Source organism: Levilactobacillus zymae DSM 19395, assembly GCF_001434115.1.
Taxonomy (GTDB): Bacteria; Bacillota; Bacilli; order Lactobacillales; family Lactobacillaceae; genus Levilactobacillus; species Levilactobacillus zymae.
The window spans coordinates 252,906-271,010 of record NZ_AZDW01000013.1 but is presented as its reverse complement, the minus strand read 5'-3'; the positions used below and the strand labels follow the sequence as shown (position 1 = coordinate 271,010).

The window sequence follows — 18,105 nt, the reverse complement described above, 5'->3', positions numbered from 1 at the left end:
CATGCAAAATGGATTAATTATTGGGGCGACCGGTTCAATCGGCCGGGCCGTGCGAAAAATGATGTTGGCACAAACCGACGTCCATTTAACCCTCTATTCCCGGCGGGCCAATCGACTCAAGCTGGACGCTAAGCGAGAAACAGCAGTCGCCGGCAGTGCTTTAGATGACAAGCAGCTAGATCAGGCCATTTCCGGCCAGGACTTCGTCTTTGTGGCACTGAGTGGTGATATGGCCAACTTTGCCACACATATCGTGGCGTCCATGGAACGGGTCAACGTCCACCGACTAATTTTTATCACCACCATGGGCATTTACCAAGAAATTCCGGCGTGGTTGGGCGATTCACCGGAGCCATACCACAATCCCATTTTGAAGTCTTTCCGGCAAGCGGCTGACCGGATCGAACAGTCGTCCTTAAACTACACCATCATCCGTCCCGGCTGGTATACTAACGGTCCCATCAATTACGAAATTACGCAAAAGGGAGAACCCTTTGGCGGCCACGACGTTTCGCGTCAGAGCATCGCGGATTACGTGATTCGTTTAATCAACGACTCAACGCTAGACAACCAAGCCAGCGTCGGTATCAATACACCAGAATAGAAGAGGAGATACAATCAATGAAAAATGAACTCACGTTAAACAATGGTCTCAAAATGCCCTTACTGGGATTTGGCGTCTTCCAAATTCCCGACTTCGAAGACTGCAAACAGGCCGTTTTAACGGCCCTACAACAAGGTTATCGCCTAATTGACACGGCTGCCGCGTACGGCAACGAACGTGCAGTGGGCGCCGCCATTCGCGAAAGTGGCATCCCGCGTGATAAGATCTTTGTGACAACTAAGTTATGGATTCAAGATGCCGGTGAAGAAGCTACTAAGGCCGCTATTCAGGCGTCCTTGGATCGCTTGGGGCTGGATTATCTGGACCTCTACTTGATTCATCAACCATTGGGCGACGTTTATGGCTCATGGCGGGCCATGGAAGCAGCCTACCACGATGGCCGCCTGAAGGCCTTAGGGGTTGCCAACTTTGAAAATGATCGGGTGCAAGACTTGATGATGCACAACGAGATTAAGCCCGCTGTTGATCAGATTGAACTCCATCCGTTTTATCAGCAACCGCAACGGGTTCAATGGCTTCTGGACCACGATATTGTTCCAGAAGCTTGGGGACCGTTTGCTGAGGGACAACGGAACATCTTCACCAATCCCGAAATTCAAGCCATCGCAACGGCTCACGGCAAAACTACCAGTCAGGTCATTTTAAAGTGGTTGAATCAACGTCAGATTGTCGTAATTCCTAAGTCCGTGCACACTGCGCGGATTCAGGAAAACGCTCAAATCAACGATTTCGTACTGACCGCAGCTGAGATGCAACGTATGGCTGCACTGGACGAAAAGCAAAGTTTATTCGGTAATGCTCATGATCCTGAAGCGGTGAAACAATTGGGAAATTTCAAGTTCAATTATTAGGTAGATTAGTCGGTTACCCCACTCATTAGGTAGATTAGTCGGTTACCCCACTTCTACTCACTAAAAAATACCTCTTAACGTTTATTGATTGGTTAGTAACCATTAAATAAACGCAAAGAGGTATTTTGTGATTGAATTTTCGTTTAGTCAACCGTCACTAACCTGGTAACTCACGACTAATTCAGCCAACTATCAGGATTTCGGGGAATTGTTCCGGTTTTGATCTCGATAATCCTTACCATAGATAAACTTGTGAAGCTTGAAGTACTGTGCGCCCAGCTTCCGTTCGTTCTGATTATCCTTAGGGTGGTAGTATTGCCGACCTTCGAGGCCCTGGGGCATGTAGTTTTGTTGGGCAATCTGGTGGGGTTGCTGAAACGGACTGTCGATCAAGCCGCCGCCCGTGATTTCTTCGGAGTGTTTATAATGCATGTCGCGCAGGCCACGGGGCATCGGGTGCAGGTTCGGGTGCTCGGTATCTTGATCCAGCTGCTCCCAGGTCTCATCAAACGACCCGGACTTGGGCGAGATACACATCAGCATCGTGGCAAACATCAACGGATACTTGGCCTTGGGCATGCCCACCTTTTCGGCCTGGTTGGCAGCGACCACGATCTGGGTGACCTGTTGCGGGTTGGCCAGGCCGATATAGGTGTAGGGAATCTCGCGTAAGCGGCGGACCACCGAGGGCAGGTCATCGTTTTTGAGGAGAACCGCCAAGTAGTACAGAGCGGCGTCGGTATCCGAGCCGGCCATCGAGTCCGAGTAGGCGGCCAGGTAGTCGTAATGCTTCGTCGCCTTGCGGTCGTAACTGAAATGCTGTTGCCGGGCAAAGTGTTGAACGGCCGCCACGGTGAGCTTGGTGCCGTCGATGGCGTGCAGGGTCTCCAGGATGTTTAAGGCCACTCGGAGATCCCCGTCGGCCGCGGTGGCAATCAGGTCGAGGGCGGACGCTTCGACCTGGTCGTCATCCCACTGGTAAACCGTGGTGACCGCCCGCTGCAGGGTGGTTTTAATAGCCGCCTCGTCGAGCGGTTGAAATTCAAAGATCTGACAGCGGGAGCGAATGGCCGGAACGATGGACATGATGGGGTTCTCGGTCGTGGACCCGATCAGCATCACGTGACCGTTTTCCAGGTGAGGCAGGAGAAAGTCCTGTAGCGTTTTAGTCATGCGGTGAATCTCGTCGATCAGCAAGACGAACGACTGATGGGGGTACCCAGCGATGGCGTCCGTGAGCTTGGCCTTATTTTCGGTCGAGGCGTTAAACGCGACGAACGGATACTTGTTGTTGGCGGCAATGAGCCGGGCCAAGCTGGTTTTGCCGGTTCCCGGGGGACCCCAGAGAATTAGCGGAATGTTGACGTGTTGGTCAATGATTTGACGCAGGGGCTGCCCGGGGTCTAAAAGAGCGGGTTGCCCCACCATCTGGTCCAATGATTGGGGCCGTAGCTGGTCGGCGAGAGGGGTGTTAAAGGCCAATTGAAGGCTCCTTTCTGGTTGTCTTAACCGTGAAGTTATAGGATAAGCATAGCACGAACCGCCAGTCTTAATTTGATTTTGGCTCGCTTGGGTAGGGGAAAATGAGGGGTCAAGCTGGCGCCATGATAGTAACCATTAAAGTGAGGTAGTCAGATGGCTAACGTTAAATTTGATGATTTTTTGAAACGTGAATTACAGGGCCCTGGGATCAAAGCGGGTTTTGAAAAACAAAATGAGCAACTCGTTCGAGCCGTTGCGGCTAGACAAACTAAGCAGCAGAAGGTGGCCGATAAAGCGGTATCTCCGCAATTGTCCCGTCGCTCAAACTAAGTTCTAAACAGAAAAAAGGTCGCCTGAAATCAGTATTCAGACGACCTTTATATTTGACGAGTTGGGCCTACGGTTACTCTAACCCTAAGCACTGACGAATCTGAAGCCGAGAAACCGTCTCACCATGACTTAGCTTTAAGTTAGTCATGGCATCGCGGTAATCCGCATCGTCCGCCGTTCGGGCCAAAATAGCCGTCCGCAGATACGTGGGCACCGTAACACCGTGAAAATCAGCCATGGCTTTAATCCGTTGGTATTGATCATTGGTGAATTCCAGCGAAACATTTCTGGTCTTAGTTACCTTCATTATGTTCCTTCCTTACAACGGTTCAAGCAAACAAGCCAAACTATAGTCGTCAACGTAGTGCCCATTGAGATAAAAGGCATCTCTGGCCCGTCCCTCAACCTGAAAACCCTGTTGGGCGTAGAACTGACGGGCACTTAGGTTGGTGGCCAGGACGTTTAATTCGATGCGGTGAATCCCTTGCCGGCGCGCTTCGGTTTTCAAAGCGGTCATTAGCTGGCTACCGACGCCCTGATGTTGGGCGGCTTGGGCCACGCCAATCCCGATATTCCAGGTACGGTGCATTGACGGGTAGGGCGACTGGGGGTTCCAAGAGATCATCCCCAGGACCTGAGTGCCCCGCACGGCGACCAATTGACTGCCCACGGGGTAATGTTGGCCGTAAGCTGCCAGACTTTTAAGGCGGATGGGTCCGGGGCTGTTGGTCGTATTCCAAATGGTTTGGTCGATGGCAAATAGTTGGGGTAAATCTTGTAGTTCGGAATACCGGATTTTAATGATTGACATGCTGGCTGGCTCCTTTCTTGGAACCCAGGATTAATGATTGCTCAAAGAAGAGACAAATTGGGTCTTATTTCCAGAGAGTGAGCTCGTTGGGTTTGAAATATAATTGTTGATTTGCTCCAAAACGCACAAGATATTGATCTTTGGCGGCGTAGTAGCTGATAACGGTCCCCACGACGCCGGTGTATGGCTTAGGTAGTTTAACTAAAGCCCCAATTTCAAATTTTGGCATGCTTTTATCCCCTTCATAATGAGTCGTTAACTACAGTTTCTTCAACCCATCCCGCTGCTCCTCATCGATCATGTGGGTGTACAACCCGGTCGCACTGGTCGAATTTTGCCCCAGCTGGGTGGCCACGAGTTGCTCGTTTTTGGTGGCCAGGTAGAGCTTCGAGGCCAGCGTGTGCCGCAGCTTATGCGGCGTGATGCGGACCTTGAAAGCTGCCGAGTACTTGGCGACCATTTTTTCGATGGTGTTGGCCTGCATGCGTGATGCCTGACCACGGTAGATGGTCAAAAATAACGCCCGGTCCCCGGGTGCCGCGTGATACAGAGCGGCGCGTTGGTCCACATAAGCCTGGATGTAGGGCATGGTCCAGGGGGCGATCGGCACCGTATCGCGTTGGCCGCCCTTACGAATCACGCCGATCGTGCTAGTCTTCAAGTTTAAATGCCGCAAGTCCGCGTTGGCGGCTTCCGAGACCCGCAGGCCACTCCCCAGTAAGAGGGCGTTGATGGCTAAATCACGGACCTTGTCGCGCCGAAAGTAGCGTTTTTGCGTTGGGGTCAGCTGGGCTTCGTATTTCTCGTCGATGAAGGCCAGGTAGTCGTGGTCGGTATTGCCCAGCATCAGCTTGGTCTTGAGGTTGGCCGCCCGGGTGGCGTAGGTCTCGTTGGTCCGCACCAGGGCGATCTTATGCATCACGTTGCGGTCGAAGTAGGCCTCGCCGTGCTCGTCTTCCGTGTCTTCGGTCAGGTACTTGAACAGCGACGACAAGGCGTTTAACGACCGGTTGATGGTCGGGTGCGACCGACTCCCCGGAGCGCCGTTGGCCTTGGTCTGGTTCAACAGGGCGGATTTGTATAACTCCACGGTCTCCTTTTTTAAATGGGCCAGGACGTCGAGTTGGATGTCGGCCGGTTGTTTGGCCGGCGTCAGGCCTTCTTGAATCAGCCAGGTGAAGAAGCGGCGAAACTCCGTGAGGTACTGGTACAGCGTGGCCGGTGACAGGGGAATCGTGGCCTTGGCCTGGTAGTATTCTTGCACGAACCAGGGCGCGGTGGCTAGTTCTTCATCGATCAATTTTAAGTAGTGTTGTTTTTCCATGAACCGGGCCTCCAAACGTTTGTTCTAATGGCTTTATGATACCAAGAAACCGGCGGGAATGACAACCAAAGGTTCTGGAAGCTTGGGGGTAATCTTTCATAAGTAAAACTAATGAATGACCCGTTCATTTGGAATTGGTGGCTGAGCGTTGAGCGGGTAAACTAGGATCTATCAATTAAGTCTAACAATGAAGGAGATTTTAAAATGAAAGCAGCAACGTTTTTGGCACCCGGCAAAATGGTCGTTAAGGATTATGCCAAACCCGAAATTCAAAAGCCCACGGATGCGATTATCAAGATTGTGCGGGCCTGTGTCTGCGGCTCCGATTTGTGGTGGTACCGCGGCATTTCTCAACGTGAAGCCGGCTCAACTACCGGGCACGAAGCCATCGGAATCGTTGATGCCGTGGGGACGGACGTCAAGGACGTGCAAGTCGGCGATTTTGTGATTGCGCCCTTCACCCACGGTTGTGGTCACTGTGCCGCTTGCCTGGCGGGCTTTGACGGTGATTGTTTGAACCAAGAAGCTGGCGGCAACGGCGGCTACCAGGGTGAATATCTGCGCTTTACCAACGCCAACTGGGCACTCGTCAAGATTCCCGGACAACCCGCCGATTACTCCGACGAAATGTTAAACAACCTTTTAACTCTCGCCGATGTGATGGCGACCGGTTACCACGCCGCGGCCAGCGCCGAAGTGAAAAAAGATGACACCGTTGTTGTACTGGGTGATGGGGCCGTGGGCCTGTGTGGCGTGATTGCGGCGAAGCTGTTGGGTGCCAAGCGCATCATTGCGATGAGTCGCCACGCCGACCGGCAACAGTTAGCCAAGGAATTTGGCGCCACGGACATTATCGCCGAACGCGGGGACGAAGCCGTGGCCAAGGTGATGGCCTTGACCGGCGCTGGCGCCGATGCGGTCCTCGAATGTGTGGGGACGGAACAGTCTATCGATACCGCCGTTAAGGTTGGCCGTCCCGGAGCCGTTGTCGGGCGCGTGGGGGTCCCACAGAAGCCAGAAATGAACACCAACAACTTGTTCTGGAAAAACGTTGGGCTGCGAGGCGGCATTGCCTCCGTGACGTCCGACGACCGGAAGATTTTATTAGACGCCGTCCTTAAGGGCGACATCCATCCCGGTAAGGTCTTCACGCAACGTTTCACCCTGGATCAGGTCCAAGCGGCTTATGAAGCCATGGACCACCGGCAGGCGATTAAGTCGTTGTTAGTGATTAGTGATTAAAAAGGAGCTAACCTGATGAAAAAAGTCTTGATTATTGGGGCTACGGGAACCATTGGCGGTGCCGTGTGCCAAACCCTCTTGAACGAAACGGATGACCAGTTGACCCTGTTTGCCAGAAGTACCGGCCGGCTCCAACCCAGTGACCGGGAAACGGTGATTGCCGGGGATGTGACCAACGATGCCGACTTAGACCGGGCGTTGGCCAACCAAGATGCCGTCTTTGTCGCGTTGAGCGGTCCGTTAGGTCAATTTGCCCGTAAGATTGTTGCGGCGATGGACCGTAACCAGGTCTCACGCTTGCTGTTTATCACGTCAATGGGCATCTATAACGAAATTCCAGCTTCCGTTGGCAGTAACGGGAACCTGAATCATAATGATGTCTTACACCCGTACCGGGAAGCCGCTGACGTGGTGGAATCCTCGGACTTGACCTACACCGTAATTCGGCCGGGCTGGTTTACCAGCGGTCCCGTTAATTATGAAGTCACGCGCAAGGGCGAACCCTTTGGTGGCCATGACGTGTCGGTGAGTTCCATTGCTGACTTTGTTAAACGAGCCATCGCAGATGATGGCTACTACGCCCACGACAGTGTGGGGTTGAATACGAAATAGCCCGTAACGACCCACATTAGTTGAGTTTAATGCTGCTCCTAACAATGTAGACCTAGAGCACTAAAAGCTGAGAAAGGCCCGGGAAACCGGGCCTTTTGCATTCCTAAGAAGGGCTGTAAACCAGCTTGTAAACCCGCTAATGTCCAAAGAAGGGGATGGATTACGGACGCTAGCTGCTCACTGGGCGTCCTTCAGGTAGCTAAAAAACGCAACCCGTTAAAAGGTTGCTATAATTAAGAAAAACTAACTTGAGGTGTAGCCCATGTTCCAACAGATGCAATACTTTATCGCCATTGTTAAAAATCACAGTTTTACGCAGGCAGCGGTCGATTGTCATATTTCGCAATCCGCCATTTCCCAGCAAATGAAGGAACTGGAGAGTCGCTTAGGCGTTAAACTCTTAGATCGCCGGGGGCGCAGCTTTGACGTCACGGCAGCGGGGCAGTACTTCTACACGCATAGTCAAACTATCTTAGCCGACGTCGACCAACTCGTCAGCCAAACGGTCAAGGTGGCCCAGCCGGACACCGTCGAATTACGCGTCGGCTACCTACGGAGTTTTGGTACGGCCGAATTTCTGCAGACGGTGGCCCAATTTTCCAAGGCGTTCCCCCAGGTTAAAGTCAAGATCACGAGTGGGGGCCACGAGGGCCTCTACGAGTTGCTAAGGACCGACCAGCTTGAGCTGAACTTTTCGGATCAACGGCGGGCTTTGTCCAACGAGTATCAAAACGAATTTTTGACGGCCAGTCCCTTTATGGTGGCGGTCAACCAAGGCCTACCCGTGGCCACCGATCAGATTGAGAGTAAGGACCTGGCGGATCTGCCGTGTATTTTGATCGTTGAGGACGCCCAACAGGCAGCCACCGAAGAAGCCTACTACCGGGAAGTTCTGGGGGTGCAGGGGGACTTTGTTCAGGCGAAAAACTACGATGACGCCCAAATGCTAATTGCGGCAAACCAAGGCTATCTCATTACCAACCAGCGGACCCAAACCCAATTAGATCACGATATCGTTCACCTGATTCCCTTGGTTAAGGGCGGCCGGCAATTGAAACAGCAGTACTACGCCTACTGGAAGGCCGATAATTCGGGGTACTATATCGAAAGTTTTGCAGAATTATTGAAACAAAATTTTGCATAAGCTGAACTTATCTATCACCGGCGAATTCGGAATAGCTCCTAACGCATCATTTCGTTATCATTCTCTTTGTAATCTAAACGGGAGCGTGAACCAATATGACGGATAAAGAAGTTATCATCCAACTATACCGCGATGAAAATACGGCGATGGTCCAAAAAAACATCAGCCGGTTAAACGAAATTTTGGCAGACGGGATGACCTTAACCCACATGACGGGTTACGTTCAACCCAAGTTCGAGTGGATTGACCAGATTCAAAATGATGAGATGCAATACCTTGCTTCGCAAGAAGAAGCCATCCAGGACGTCCACATCGACGGGAATCAAGCTAGCCTCGTTGGTCAGAACCGGGTCCAAGCGAAAATCTGGGGTGGTGGGGAACACACCTGGCCGTTACAGATGCGGATGACCTACCGTAAGCAGGCCGGGCAGTGGCGGATTACCAGTCAGGTCGCCAGCACGTACTAGGCTTAGTGAACCGACCTAAATGAGTTAACTTTAAAAAGACGCTTGCCTTGAAGTTACTTTAAGGACCTAAACTTGGTTACATCAATTCGAAGTCAACATTGGAGGAAAATAGTATGGCAAAACAAACTTGGTTAATTACGGGGGTTAGCAGTGGTTTCGGTCGTTCAATGACGACCCAATTATTGGCAGCGGGCAACACGGTGATTGGCACCGTTCGGAACACGACCAAGGTGCAAGACCTCATCGACGATTATCCTGACACCTTCATCTGTGAAACCTTAGACGTTACGGACGTTCCCGCGATTCACCGCTTAGTGGACCGACTGGCCGCGACGCACAACATCGACGTGCTGGTCAACAACGCGGGCTACGGGTTATTTGGGGCCGCAGAAGAATTGGGCGACCAAGACGTTGACAAGATTATCGCCACGGATCTCACCGGCTCCATTCAAATGATTCGGTCCGTGTTGCCTTACATGCGGGCACAAAATCACGGCCGGATCATCCAAATTTCTTCGTACGGTGGTCAGGTCGCCTACCCGGGTAACTCGATGTACCACGCCGCGAAGTTTGGCATTGAAGGCTTCTGCGAATCCGTTGCCCAGGAAGTTGCCGCGTTTAACATTGGTGTGACGATTGTGGAACCCGGTGGCGCCCGGACCGAATTCCGGTACGGCAGTGCTCAAGTGGCCAACCTCATGCCCGCTTATGACGATAACCCCGCCCACGCCTTCTTAGCCATGCTAGACCCCGCTAACGGCTTGGCCCCCGGCGACCCGCAAAGGATGGCGGCTCGAATCATCGAAAGCGTAGATCAGACGCCGGCCCCATTACACATGGTCCTGGGCTCTGACGCCCGCGAAAAGACCATCGCTCGGTTACAGGAACGCTTAGCCGAATACCAATCCGAAGCCGATTTAGCGGCCTCCACGAACTTCCCAGTGGGCGACTAAGTCATCACTAACTAATCATTAAAGAGGAGAGATTGCGCATGGCAACTAAAACACTGATTATTTATTATTCGTGGTCCGGCACGACCAAACGTGCGGCCCAGGCCATTGCGAATACCATGGCTGCGGACGTCGTTGAATTAACCGTCGCCAGTCAGACTTTCCCAAGCGATATGTTTGCGACCTCAGACATCGCTAAGGACCAGCTCCGCACGGGAGAGCTACCGCCGTTAACCAACGCATTGCCCGACTTTAAGTCGTACACTACGATTCTGATTGGTGGCCCCGTTTGGAGTTCAATGGTTGCCACACCGGTGCGGCGCCTAATGAAAGACTTAGCCACGTACACGGGCACCGTCGCGCCGTTTTACACCGACGCGGGGACCGCTGGGCAGTATGAACAGGACTTTGCCGGCCTGGTTAAACAAGCCACCGTTAAGGTCGGACTAGAGGTCCACGGACAATCCGCAGATCAGTTAACCGCTTGGGTGCAAACCGTTACGGGATAGGTGTCCGGGTTAACAGAGCTCATGAAATGCCGAAAATCCGTTGTTAATTAAAGTTGTTTAGGCTTGAAAAGCGCTCGTCCATTCGGTGGAATGGCGGGCGTTTTTTAGCTGGTCACGTATTCACAATGATAACGGTGAAGGCGCCGGTTCGCAGGAACCAAAATAATACCAAAAAACTGGCTAATCGTTTTAACCGCAAGGCAAGTAACCGTTGTAGCGACCCGAGATGAGGCTTGTCAGGTGTAACCGGTTACGCGATAATGGGAACAGTACACTGACCTGAAAGGATGTTACTTCATGGAAATCACGTTTAACGAAAGTTTCGCTAATAATCTCGTCCAAGCCCTGCACCAACCCGTCATTGGTTTGCCCTTAGACCTTCAACTGGGAGATTTGCATCGGTTTGAAAACGCTAAGGCACCCTTTTGGAGCTTAAAGGCCCGCTACGACCAAGATCCGACGAACCCGGATTATTTTAACGTTAGCATCCAGAAAATTAAGGACGTTCAAGCGGCCATTGCGGCGGGAGAACCGCTGCGCGTCTGGTGGAGTGAAACACCCGATGATTTGAGCGGCTTTTACTGGCTGTGTGACCAACTGAAGGGCCACCTCAATCAATTATCTCAGGTGAAGGTACCCATGACGGCACCAAAAATTGGCGAAACCTTGGGCTTTCGAGAATGGGCAAACCTCGGTGAAATCGGCGTTGACGAGATTCCCCAATATTTGCCCACGACCAAGGACGTGTCGTTAGCCGACCGCCAAGTCTACGAGTACGTGTGGGCGAATCTGTTGGCAGAGAATGCGCCGGTCAGAGCCACGGTCAACGGCCACCTCATCGGAGTCGATGAAGCCTTCTATGACGGTCTGTTGGTAAAACCAGCTGGTCAAGATTGGTCACCAATTCGCATCGTGGGCGAAACGTTGGGGCAGTACCCAATTGGGGTGCCCGACTGGTGGTATTTGTATCGGTTAGATCAATTGTCGCGGTAAGGTATCGCTTAATATTTGCAGTAAACCGATGGCCCCCTAAGTGAGGGGACCATCGGTTTTTATTCGGGGTTTATATTGGTGCCTAGAAAAAACGGGGATAATCTGGAAAATCTAGTGGTCGTTCCGCGGACTTAAAGATATGGGGGTCCTCAAGCGCCCGTTTTGTGGGGATGACTAAATGGAAAATGCGACGATTTAACGGAATTAGCTAACCTAGCTTTACAAAAACGGCATACTGATGGTCGACTAGTCAGAACAGATCAGAAAGGATCGGTGATTGCTTATCGCCATGACCATGCAACCAGAATTGAAACACCTTTTAGCGGCCGTTAATTTAGGCCACAGTCGCGATCATCCGCTAGCCGGCTGGTTCATCTTAACGATTCTTTACGGGGACCACACCGGTGAACCCCAAACCTTTAACTATCTCAGTCAACACTACAACGCTAACTATTTAGACACCGATGAGCGGCCACTCACGGACGCGATTTTAAAAAACGTCTTGAGTGAGCTGAGCGAAACGGCCCGCCTCATCGAAGTATCGCCGCGGAAAGTCCGCATGAAGATGAAAAGTGGGGCCTTTCACTTACAACAGGCGCCCGTGTACCGCATTACCAGTCAAGGCATCGAGTACCTGACATTGATGCCTAAGGTCCTAGATGCCGAGAGTACCGTCACAGCCAACATTGCCCGCATCGATGAATATTGTGCCCTGGTGCAACGCTTAGGTCAGCCCATTCAGGACAGTACGTCGACCCGGTTGTATAACGACTTTAATAATCTCTTGTCAGCCTACACCGACGTGATGAAGGGGATGCACAAGCTTGACGAGGACCTCGACGATCTCGCCAACGACTTGGCCTTTGATCACGGTAGTGACGCCGCCCAACACCTCCAACAGATGCTCCACCACAAGGCCATCCCCGCGTTTGAACGCCTGATGACCCAGGGTCCCTTACTGCAGGCCATGGCGAACTCGACCACGTTTTTCGAGCAAGTCGCGCGTAGTCGCCAGGGACAAGATAGCCTAGACGTCAACCGGGCGCTCGACGACCAAACGGCGCTCACCTTACAACTGCAGCAAGACGGTCAGTACGTCCAGACTCATTTACAGCGACTCTCGGCGAGTTTTGAGCCTACCGCCAGTGCCATCGACAGTAACTACGACTCCATTTACACGGTCTTTCAAACGATTCTCAGCGCGATTCAGCTACTGGGGCGAGCGTACGACCACATTCAGGATCAGACCATCGACATCCGGGAGTTGACCGGCCAAATCGACACCTTACTGGCCCATTATGACACCCTCACGATTCCGCGGGCAATTCCTAAACATCTGGCGCAAGACCGGCTAGTCTCCGATACCACGGACCTGTTAAACGCCACGACGATGGGACCGGTCAAGTACCTGGCCACCCGGCAACAACGATTGGTGGCGACGGCCGCGGACAATCCCGTGGTGGCCCCCGTCGACGTGACCGCGGACCACCGGCAACGGGGATTAGCCGAGTTCCAACGGTTAGTGATGACCGACGCCACCCACGGTAGAGTCGACCACGACCTGGAGTTTCAAACGGCCTTAGCGCGTGACGAAATCGTCCGGTTGTATAGCGCCACCGGCTACGACCATTACCAAAGCTTTGCGCCGTTCGGGCGGCCGGTAACGGCGGTGACCGCCTTACCCAACAGCCACCCCGTCTGGTTGCACTACGCCGGAGAAGCCTTTAGCGTCCAATTACCCAGTGGGTTTACCATCACGTTTGCCAATCAGGAGGTCAGTGACTAATGGTGACACATTTACGCGGTGCCGAACGAGACATTGTCAATCAGCTGATTGACCGCAATCTCTTCACCAGCACCTTAACCGCCCAGACACCAAAAGCGACAGTCAATGCCGTCAAAGCGTTGAAGAAGACCGTCGTCCAGCAACACGTGAACCATTTTCTGCAAGAATTAGTCGGTACCATCCCGGAGAATTATCAGGAAAACCTGGTCTGGCTGGTGGGGCCGCCGAAGGAAGACGCCGAAACGGTCCACATCCTGTTAGCCACCCTAAAGGCGGTGATCAACGTGCCGGAATTACAGGGGAATCGCGCTGACCGGTCCGTCCTCACGCAAACCATCGTGCGGCAGGTCCACAGCGAAGTACCCCAACTGGATGAACGGGAAATCCACCGCCGAATCACCCAACTGTTTGTGGACCGGTTTCAGTTGTTTACCCCGGATACGCCGGAGTACGTGCCCCTCGATCAGGACCAAGAAGTGATCGAATACTGGAACGTTGATCCCGATTTTAATCGCATCGCCCAAGCACTCGTGACTCGCCTGGCGACTAAAGTGGCCACCCCACCGTTAACCCGCCTGCAACGGCTGAACCGAGCCTTACTGATCAAGCGGTCGTTGAGTCGGGCGACCACGTCCCCGCAGCTCTGGCAGACGCTGCAGGAGCATCGTACCGAACTAGCGCAGCAGTGGGCCGAATTAGGCCGGTTCGACCTGGAGTGCGGGGACGATTACGCCTTACTTTTGGATCGAACCCGCACGCCTAGTCGGGCGAAACCCACGGTGGTAGCCATTGCCGTTGCCCGCCAAATTGGCGAAGTGGGTCTGCCCGCAGCCAAGTTGATGGCCAAAATCAAACAGGTTACTGCCGTTTTGTTTCCCGACGCGACTATTAGTCCCACACTGGTTAAGCAGGCCCTAGCGGAATTAGGGCTAGTGACCGTTCGGGACGCGTTTGTCGTCGCCACGCCCATTGCCCAACGTTTCTTAGCCAAGACCACCCCCGAGGAGGAGTCCCATCATGAGTGAGCTAACCACGTTACATCCCGTTAGTTTTCATCTGCGTAACTTTAACAAGTATCCTAAATTAGATTTGGTTGCCTCTAAACGGGGAAACCTCACGTTAGTCGGGGAAAACGCCGTGGGGAAGACCACGCTAGCCAACTGTTTTTTCCCCATGCTGATCGACGGATCGATTGCGACGCCGTCCTTTAATCCCGCCAAGGGGACCGACCGGCTGGACAAGACGGGGAGTGCTCGGAACAGTTCGCGCGAATCCCGCAACTTCGACAGTATGCTGCTGGGTTGGGGGAGTGGCGCCATGAAGGTTCGTACCGGGTACAGCTACATGGTACTGGAATCGGCGACCCGCCAAGTCGTCATGGGCTTAGGCGCACACCGAACGGTCGGGGACCACCGCAAACCGACCTGGTGGTTTATTGCCAGCGTCCCGCGGGAGCAGGCCCCCATTCAACTGGTGACCACCGACGCTGCGGGGCAAAGTCTGGAAAAAGACGCCTTTATCGCCGCTAACCAGCAGTTGGGTCAGCATTTCAAGGTGTTTAACCAGATGGAAGGCTATCGCAATTACGCGGCCGAACACGTTTACGGTTTTACGCGGATCGAGAACCTGAACCAGTTGGCCACGGCCTATCGGCTACTGGCCTCCCCAATCTTGACGGCCGGGAATGCCCGCTTTACGCCCATTCAAAATGCCCTGAAAAACGCCCAGGAAGGCATCGATCGCCAGGTGATCGAAAATGTCGCGGCGACCCAACGGGAGCTTAACCAAATGAACGGGTTGCACGAACGTATCGTCCGGGCCCAAGACCGACTCAATCGCCTCAAAAAGGAAATCTTTTGGCGTAACTTGAACCGGTTCAAAGAAGTGGTCCTGACGCCGTATACGACCACTAGTCAGCAACTCGACCAGCTTAAACAGGTCCAAACAACCGAACAACAGAGGCTCACCGCGGCACAGCAAACGCTGGCGCAACTGTCGCCGCTACTGGCAAAGGCCGAAAGTGCGGTCAGTCAATACGTCCAGGAGAAGGCCGTTCAAGAAGACCTGAAGGCCCGCCGGCAGGGCTTAAAAAATGAAATCAGCTTATTAACGGACCGGATTACGCGGTATCAACGACTGGGACAGCAACTCACCCAGCAACAGCAAGTCTTGGCCGAGTTTACGCAACAACGGACGGTCATTACCCAACAGCAAGCCGCCTTGCGCCAGGAACAGTTGCGGCCACTGCAGGCCCAGCTAGCGGCTAAAACGGCGGGGATGCCAATGCTACTAGACGTGATGACGGCGACCGACACCGCCGAACTAAGTCGAGCCCTAAAGCACTACCTGCGCAAGATGGACCGGCTCATTACGCAGGTCCACGAAATCCAAGCCAGCCAGCAACACGTTAACGAAGACGTTAAGATCGTTACGGACATGCGTCACGACCTGGACGACCGCATCGACCAACGGGTGCAAAATCCGGTATTCGGCCGGTTTCGTGAGGGCCTGCATACGGATAACCTGGCCGTCCATCAGGCAGGGTCGGCGAAGATGAGTGCCCGGTTCAACCAGCTAGAACAGCAACGGGTCACTTTGATTCACGAGAACCCAGATTTAAAGGCCTATTTGACCGATGATCAGCTATTGGGGACCCTTAAAACAGCGGCCCACGCGTTAAGCGACCTGGTCACCCAATTTGCTCAGCTCCAGGCCCAACTTGACCAACTGGCCATTCAACTGCAAAACGCGCAGCAGCAGGTCACGGCGACTAAAACCGTGTTAACCACGGATTTCGCTGACTTTGACGTGACCGCCACGCAAGCGCAGGTGACGCAACGCCAATCACAACTTGAGCAGCTCGTTTTAGACCCGCAAATCGACGATAAGTTAGCGCAAGCCCAGGCGGACGTGCAAAAATATCGCCATCAGGAACAAAAAGTGGGCGCCCAGCAGGCGACGCACCAGGCCAACCTAACTTCCAATGCCAAGCAACGCCAAACGGTCACCCAGCGACTAGACCAGCTCGTCCAAGCCGGACACGCGGGGTTGCATGACCTGACCCCGTATTTTCCCACGGACGTGGCCTTGACCGATTTGACCGCCGCACTAGCGTTTACCCATAGTCACGGTAGCGAACTGCGCAGTCACGGGTATAGCGACTTGACCGATCAGATTGGGCGGTTGATCCACCATAACAATGAAAATGGCCTTGACCGGTATGCCTTAGACACCATCTTCGAGGAACGGGGGCACTCCGCGATTGCCAGTGCCATGCGCCAGCAACGGGCCATTCCGTTGGGCGACTTAGGGTTTCGGGTAGTGGCGTTTGACCTTAAGCAGGCCCAGACCCTCCTCGCGGCCGATGAAGCCGCCGTGGCCAACGCCCTAGACCAGTCGGCTTCGGGGAACGATATCGCCCAGAAGACCTATCTCGGGGCCGCCATTCACCAGATTGCGGATCAGTACCGCCTGATTACCAGCTACAACGAGATGCTGGCGAAGGGGACTCAAAGCGACCAGGAGATTCGACTGAAGGTGTCCCTAGCGCCGGTCGACGTCGACCAGCAAGTAATCGATGAAGCCTGCGACGCGCACTTAACGGAACGTCCCGCACTGTTGGCCGAGATTCAACGCCGGCTCGAGCGGTTGGCTAACGAGGTGGCCATCGACAACGACGATGCGAAATTCATGGACGAGGCTTACCAATTGCTCGATATTCGGCAATGGTCGGCGTTTAAGATTTGGATTCACCGGCGCCAAAGTCCCGTCGATGATTTTGAAGAGGTCGACGATAAGTTCGTTCAATCCGGTGGTTCCGGGGCGGAGAAGGCGCAAGCCATGGTCCTCCCGTTACTGTTAGTTCCCAAGATGATTTTGCAACGCTCCCGGCAAGCCGACGTGCCACACCTGGTGATGTTTGACGAATTCGCCGATAAACTCGATCCCGAAACCGCTAAATCGTTTGCGCGGACCATTGACCATTTTGGGTTCAACTTTATTGCGACCATGCCGAGTGGGGCGCAAAACAAGGTCTTGGCGGACGGGGTCGAAAACATCGCGTACGACGTGTTGGCGCCCACCCAGAAAAACGACGGCCGGTTTCACCCCAACGTGGTCCGACCGGCACTGATTTGGCAGGTCAAGCCCGATGATTGATTACCAGACGGCTTACCAGCAAGCGACCGGCCACCCGGCACCGGAAAATGCCGCGAACCTCACGCCCTTGTTTGCGGCGATTGCGGCGGACCAGGACTTACCACCCCGGGGTCAGCAAAGCGTCGACGCCGGGTTCACGGCGCATACGTTAAGCGATCCCCAAGAGAATCCGGCCGTTTATCGTTACTACCAGTGGGTGCTGGCTAACTGTCTTGTCGCGCATCCCGTGCGAGAACTCACCGCACAGTTGGTGGGGACCGCCTTCGTCAGTGCAAACGTCTTTCAGACCAACTTACCGCAACCAATCACGCTAAATCCTTGGCAGGCCGCGGCGATGGCAACCATCCCCCTCATGGCGACCAAGGCCGTGATCCTAGAAAATAACGGGGTGTTCGTTTGGCTCCATCACCGCCATCCCACGTGGCCGTTGATTGACCAGGCGGGAAACAACTTTAACGCCGCGTATTGCCAGCTCTTGCCCCAGTTGGTCGCCCGTGGCTTGACCGTCACGTACCTGGGAGACCTGGATAGCCCCGGCATTCAGATTGCCGATCGGGTCCAAGGCTTGTTGCCGCAGGTCGCGGCCGACGACTTATTTGCCCTCCAAGCGCCCCAGCAGGTGGTCGAATGGTTGACACTATACGGCGAGGGAAAAACGGATGCTCGCCGGACCCGGCAAGTCACCGTTCAAACGCCACTACTGCGCGAAGAACTACGAGTCATTCACACGCTGGGTAACTTTGTGGAACAGGAGCAGTTAATCGCCGCGTACGAGGCAAAGATTGAGCGGTGGTTACGCGAATAGCTGGTAAATTTGGAGT

Annotated in this window: 19 protein-coding genes; 14 read left to right on the top strand and 5 right to left on the bottom strand. The window is 53.7% G+C overall.

Annotated features, from left to right (window positions below):
- Position 1: 1 nt before the first annotated feature.
- Both FD38_RS02885 and FD38_RS02880 read left to right on the top strand, forming a co-directional pair.
- Positions 2–604 (top strand): NAD(P)H-binding protein, encoded by a 603-nt coding sequence (locus tag FD38_RS02885; RefSeq protein ID WP_057730955.1) that lies wholly within the window; start codon positions 2–4, stop codon positions 602–604.
- A gap of 17 nt (positions 605–621) precedes the next feature.
- A complete protein-coding gene (locus FD38_RS02880) occupies positions 622–1,476 on the top strand; it encodes an aldo/keto reductase (RefSeq protein WP_057730953.1) in 855 nt (284 codons plus the stop codon).
- Between the two features lie 192 nt (positions 1,477–1,668).
- Here the strand turns inward: FD38_RS02880 and FD38_RS02875 are convergent, their stop codons facing one another.
- Complete coding sequence (locus tag FD38_RS02875; protein ID WP_057730952.1) at positions 1,669–2,958, bottom strand: replication-associated recombination protein A; 1,290 nt, start codon at positions 2,956–2,958, stop codon at positions 1,669–1,671.
- 153 nt (positions 2,959–3,111) lie between these two features.
- On the opposite strand from FD38_RS02875, the gene FD38_RS12740 reads away from it, so the two are divergent.
- On the top strand, positions 3,112–3,288 hold the full coding sequence (locus tag FD38_RS12740) for a hypothetical protein (protein ID WP_157058825.1): 177 nt from the start codon (positions 3,112–3,114) through the stop codon (positions 3,286–3,288).
- 73 nt (positions 3,289–3,361) lie between these two features.
- Here FD38_RS12740 and FD38_RS02870 read toward each other — a convergent pair whose 3' ends face one another.
- From FD38_RS02870 to xerS, 4 genes are all read right to left on the bottom strand, one after another.
- The gene (locus FD38_RS02870; protein ID WP_057730950.1) at positions 3,362–3,595 is read right to left on the bottom strand and encodes a plasmid mobilization protein; all 234 of its coding nucleotides are present in this window, start codon (positions 3,593–3,595) and stop codon (positions 3,362–3,364) included.
- Positions 3,596–3,607: 12 nt separating this feature from the next.
- Positions 3,608–4,099, bottom strand: coding sequence for a GNAT family N-acetyltransferase (locus FD38_RS02865; RefSeq protein WP_057730948.1), 492 nt, complete (start codon positions 4,097–4,099; stop codon positions 3,608–3,610).
- Positions 4,100–4,163: 64 nt separating this feature from the next.
- On the bottom strand, positions 4,164–4,328 hold the full coding sequence (locus FD38_RS12920; protein WP_170218384.1) for a hypothetical protein: 165 nt from the start codon (positions 4,326–4,328) through the stop codon (positions 4,164–4,166).
- Between the two features lie 30 nt (positions 4,329–4,358).
- On the bottom strand, positions 4,359–5,423 hold the full coding sequence (gene xerS / locus FD38_RS02860; RefSeq protein ID WP_057730946.1) for a tyrosine recombinase XerS: 1,065 nt from the start codon (positions 5,421–5,423) through the stop codon (positions 4,359–4,361).
- Positions 5,424–5,627: 204 nt separating this feature from the next.
- Between xerS and FD38_RS02855 the strand changes: the two genes are divergently transcribed.
- The 11 genes from FD38_RS02855 to FD38_RS02805 all read left to right on the top strand — a co-directional run bounded on the left by FD38_RS02855 (position 5,628) and on the right by FD38_RS02805 (position 18,089).
- Positions 5,628–6,665, top strand: coding sequence for a zinc-dependent alcohol dehydrogenase family protein (locus FD38_RS02855; RefSeq protein ID WP_057730944.1), 1,038 nt, complete (start codon positions 5,628–5,630; stop codon positions 6,663–6,665).
- 15 nt (positions 6,666–6,680) lie between these two features.
- On the top strand, positions 6,681–7,277 hold the full coding sequence (locus tag FD38_RS02850) for an NAD(P)H-binding protein (protein ID WP_057730942.1): 597 nt from the start codon (positions 6,681–6,683) through the stop codon (positions 7,275–7,277).
- A gap of 262 nt (positions 7,278–7,539) precedes the next feature.
- Positions 7,540–8,421, top strand: coding sequence for a LysR family transcriptional regulator (locus tag FD38_RS02845; RefSeq protein WP_057730941.1), 882 nt, complete (start codon positions 7,540–7,542; stop codon positions 8,419–8,421).
- A 95-nt stretch (positions 8,422–8,516) separates the two neighbouring features.
- Complete coding sequence (locus FD38_RS02840) at positions 8,517–8,888, top strand: nuclear transport factor 2 family protein (protein ID WP_057730939.1); 372 nt, start codon at positions 8,517–8,519, stop codon at positions 8,886–8,888.
- A 113-nt stretch (positions 8,889–9,001) separates the two neighbouring features.
- Positions 9,002–9,841: an SDR family oxidoreductase gene (locus FD38_RS02835; protein WP_057730937.1), complete on the top strand. Its 840-nt coding sequence runs from the start codon at positions 9,002–9,004 to the stop codon at positions 9,839–9,841.
- A gap of 38 nt (positions 9,842–9,879) precedes the next feature.
- Positions 9,880–10,347 (top strand): flavodoxin family protein, encoded by a 468-nt coding sequence (locus tag FD38_RS02830; protein ID WP_057730935.1) that lies wholly within the window; start codon positions 9,880–9,882, stop codon positions 10,345–10,347.
- A gap of 297 nt (positions 10,348–10,644) precedes the next feature.
- Positions 10,645–11,340 carry a DUF3658 domain-containing protein gene (locus FD38_RS02825; protein ID WP_057730934.1) on the top strand — a complete coding sequence of 232 codons (696 nt, stop codon included), beginning with the start codon at positions 10,645–10,647 and terminating at the stop codon, positions 11,338–11,340.
- A gap of 283 nt (positions 11,341–11,623) precedes the next feature.
- Positions 11,624–13,126 carry a hypothetical protein gene (locus FD38_RS02820; protein ID WP_057731052.1) on the top strand — a complete coding sequence of 501 codons (1,503 nt, stop codon included), beginning with the start codon at positions 11,624–11,626 and terminating at the stop codon, positions 13,124–13,126.
- Complete coding sequence (locus FD38_RS02815) at positions 13,126–14,151, top strand: metal-sensitive transcriptional regulator (protein ID WP_057730933.1); 1,026 nt, start codon at positions 13,126–13,128, stop codon at positions 14,149–14,151. The genes FD38_RS02820 and FD38_RS02815 overlap by 1 nt, the downstream gene beginning before the upstream one ends.
- Positions 14,144–17,284: an SbcC/MukB-like Walker B domain-containing protein gene (locus FD38_RS12995; protein WP_057730931.1), complete on the top strand. Its 3,141-nt coding sequence runs from the start codon at positions 14,144–14,146 to the stop codon at positions 17,282–17,284. Before FD38_RS02815 ends, FD38_RS12995 begins: the two co-directional genes overlap by 8 nt.
- Entirely contained in the window at positions 17,277–18,089 is an 813-nt protein-coding gene (locus tag FD38_RS02805) for a DUF2399 domain-containing protein (protein WP_057730930.1), read from the top strand. Before FD38_RS12995 ends, FD38_RS02805 begins: the two co-directional genes overlap by 8 nt.
- Positions 18,090–18,105 lie beyond the last annotated feature (16 nt).